At 60.1% G+C, this 3,582-nt stretch carries 3 protein-coding genes and 1 pseudogene; 1 reads left to right on the top strand and 3 read right to left on the bottom strand.

Annotated elements, in window-relative coordinates; all coding sequences use genetic code 11:
* From AC1DXK_RS30520 to AC1DXK_RS30510, 3 genes are all read right to left on the bottom strand, one after another.
* Positions 1-161, bottom strand: a 161-nt coding sequence (locus AC1DXK_RS30520) for a transposase (protein WP_477299674.1), incomplete at its 3' end; no start/stop codon positions are given.
* Between the two features lie 1,391 nt (positions 162-1,552).
* A complete protein-coding gene (locus AC1DXK_RS30515; protein WP_456686585.1) occupies positions 1,553-1,741 on the bottom strand; it encodes a hypothetical protein in 189 nt (62 codons plus the stop codon).
* 1,269 nt (positions 1,742-3,010) lie between these two features.
* Positions 3,011-3,232, bottom strand: a complete 222-nt coding sequence (locus AC1DXK_RS30510) for a hypothetical protein (RefSeq protein WP_456686584.1) — start codon at positions 3,230-3,232, stop codon at positions 3,011-3,013.
* 146 nt (positions 3,233-3,378) lie between these two features.
* On the opposite strand from AC1DXK_RS30510, the pseudogene AC1DXK_RS30505 reads away from it, so the two are divergent.
* Positions 3,379-3,582, top strand: a pseudogene (locus AC1DXK_RS30505) (IS6 family transposase); the annotation flags it as partial.

Genomic DNA, 3,582 nt, shown 5'->3' with positions numbered 1-3,582 from the left:
GGACCAAGATCCTCCGGAATGGCCCGCCATTTCGCCCCGTTCTGATGCCGCCAGAGAATGGCCGAGAGTGTGCGTTGCAGGTCCTGCGGTGGCGTCTTGGCCTTCGGACGGCACGCCTCGACCAGCGGCTCCAGCTCAGACCATTGCGCGTCGCTCAGCATCATCCCTCCTGCCTTGGAGAGAGGAAAACGCAAGCCCCGCCAGTCCGTTCAGGCGACGACAGGCCCTAGGGGCTTGTCACGTTGTTGGACGTGGCCGCGAGAAAACATCCGCTGACCCGGCCCAGGCCGCGCACGGGCTCTCACAGCGCGGCATTAGCCATTCGGTGCGGCGAACCAGGAGGTTCTGCTATGCCCACTGCCGTACCGCTGCACGACGACATCTGCGCCGATGATCTGCGGTGGCTGACCCGGACGAGCCGGAACGCCAGTCAGAGCCGCCGACTTTTGGCGCTGGCGGCGATCTACAGGGCCTCATGGCTTAGAACGCGTCGCACGACGAGGCTTACGCCCCTTCGCTCGTTGTGCCGGTTCAGCCTGAACGGGCAACTTCGAAGCGTCCCCGAAGGACCTGTGCCGTACTTTGAGAGCTACCTGGGTCCATATCAGTTTTTCCGCTCGATCTCCTCTTGCTCGTGCTCGCTGGGCTCTCTCGCAAGCCACTCTGAACCCGTCGTTGCCGTAGAGCTCGATGAGGCTTACTACATCCAGTCTAATCGCCTCGCTGACCAAATCTCGAGCGCTTTGTGCTCCGTTCTCGAGGCGAAACATCGAGCCCTCCCAGGCGCGCCATCTCCGTTTTTCTATGATAACGTCAGTCACGAAAAAAGATATCAGAGATAAATGTACTGCTGAGATGTTTGCCACGCAGTCGGGAGGGCTTCCGCATGTCGGGCCACTCAATTCACGTCAAGCTAGACGGTAGAACCTACTCGGGCACCTTCAAGGTTGACCGAAATCTCATGACAGTTACCACGAGTTACGGCAAGAAGATCGCGCCAGTAGAAAAGTCCCAACATACGGCTCTCGCGCAAACCCTTCTAAAAGAGCTTATACAACTGGAAAAGGCACGGAAGGGCTCGACCCTGTAATCGCTGCTGCGGCTCACTCCGGAGTGTCCGCCGTCAACGTTGGTGGATCACCCTCAAGAGGGAATAACCCTACGCGGCGAAAGCCGTGCCCGACGGGCAACGTTACGGGCAGGGTGGAGAGGGCACCGACATCATCGCGTATGATGACGTCTGCCCCGTGAGGAACCGCCCGAGCCTTTAGAACGCCTCATGCAAGCGTGATAGATCTGAGCACCCAAATCGTGCATCGATAATCCGCCTGGATTTGGTGTTCCGAACACGCGGGCCTGCGCCTCGCTTCGGCAAGCAGCATCTTGCGGGCTCCGAATTGGTGGCTGACCTTGCGCAATCGCCAAGCTAGGAGCGATCAATATCATGAGAGCGAGCACAACAGAGCGCATGAAGATCCTTTAACGAGAGCGACCAGTTGTAGAGGTGATGACAGCATCCCTACAGCAATTGGCGGGGACGCTACTCCTTGCCTCAGTCCTTCTTATTGGCCTTGTAGTGGCCGACCGCGCATCCCATCGCGGCGCCCGTCTTGCCATGACCCGCCATATGGCCGGCAGCACCGCCGACGACTGCGCCCTTCATGCAGCCCTTCGCCTCAACGGAGGTGCCGGCGAGCAAGCCAAGCACAAACACCGAGGCCGCGATGGTGAGGTACTTCATGATTGCTCTCCGATCTGGTGGAGCGCTCAACGGGTTCAGGCGTCAGACCGTTCCCGGTCCGCGTGCCGATTAACTCTGCCGGACAACAGTGGCGGACGCCGACCCAACTCCTCTGGTCCTGGCTGATCCTCTCAATCAGCTCGGTCCAAAGTCAGCCGGTCAGGTCAGGTGGGTGGTCGGACATGCTGGCGGCGGTAGCGACGCGCGGTTAAGGAGGCGTCACGCTCACATCTTGCGACTTCATCTTCGTCAAGGAGAACGGCGAGGGACCAGGGGTGCGGCTGAGGAAGTCTTGAAGGCAAAGGGCTGTCTGAAGTGAGGGGGCTCTTTGTGTTCTAGCAGCGCTCCGAAGCCTCGGCCTCCAAGTGTCTCTTAGCCCTGGTGAGCACTGAGCAGGGATCGTGCCCCTTAGCCTTTGCGAGGAGCAGAAGGTCAGTGATAAGATCAACGACATCGCAGGCTGGCACGCCGCCAACCCAGCGCCGACCAGCACCCTCAGCATGAATGTAGGCGTCGAGGGCAGTTTGGGCGAACTCAATCCGTTCTGGCTTCGTGGCCATGGGCGTTCTCCTCCCCGCCTGGCCTCAGAAAGTGTTGAGCCAGCACGGCTATGCGCGTGATGCGAACCCAGTGCTGACTGGCGAGTTCAAGCTCGCATGATTCCTCCGGTTACAATCTGGGCGAGCTATCGTCCGTCGCCGGTCCATCCCTCGCTTCGTGAAAGAGGCGCCGAATGCGGGGCGGCGGGTGACGGATTGCGATGTCGGCGCCGAATATTCTCATAACATAGTTTGTTTGCAAGGCGTGGGTGCGCTGCACGATAGACAGCGAAACCTAAATACCATATTCCTAAGCTTGGCTGGACCCGAATCGTTCAGGTCCTACCCTCTTAACAACTTGAGGGACTGCTATGCGCGACAACGGTCATGATGGTGCACGTATCGATCAGTATTTGAATTCGATGTTTGCGTCTGAACGGCAATCAGCACCTCTTGAACTGGCCGGATTTAGAGGCATCGACTGGGTATTATCACTAGGTATATCAATCGCCTTATTGGCTGAGATCCTATTTCCGCTTTGGTGTCTTTCATTTCCCTGATTATTAGGTAATGTTGCCGCCGATATTGGAGCCGCGCACAGAGCGCCTCTCCATAGTTCGCGCCCCGCCGCGATGGCAGCTACAGCGTCGCCGTCTACACTATTTTTTCAGGGCCAATGCGCGCCTCGATATACGCGCCCCGGCAGCTATCCTGCCGGGATGCGTGACGCCTACTCCACCGCCTCCGGATGCCGCTTCGGGACGCCGCGATAGCACTTCAGGATTAATGGGCAGCCATCGTGCGATCGGCGGTGTGAGAGCGTCAGGTGGCCCTCCGCGGTGAAGACGCCCATCACCGTCACGCGGCCGTAGCAGACCGGACAGCGCTTCACGACGTCGCCAGGTAGAATGCGTGCCTCCTTGAGGCTGACGGGCCGCCAGGCTTCGTCCACTTTCACTTCGCAGGTAAGGGCTGGCGACGTCGGCATACCTGACCATGCCGTGACGGCAGGCCGGCAGCCAGGGCAGTCCGGCGGGCTTGTCACGTAGGCGGGCGGACTGGCTTGCGGCGGTCGATCCAGCATCGTAGCCGGGCCGTATGAGCCCGCTCTCGTACTCCGGCTACCGCTTCCCACGTGACGTGATCCAGCGCGCCGTCTGGATGTACCTTCGCTTCACCCTCAGCTACCGCGATGTCGAGGAGCTCCTGGCCGAGCGCGGGATCATCGTCACGTACGAGAGCGTCCGCCGCTGGGTGCTCACCTTCGGTCCCGTCATCGCGCGTCGGTCCCGTCATCGCGCG

This window comes from Methylobacterium sp. P3_A11 (assembly GCF_056403155.1).
Note: the sequence above shows the minus strand (reverse complement) of the source record. Positions and strands in the feature narration are given on the sequence as shown.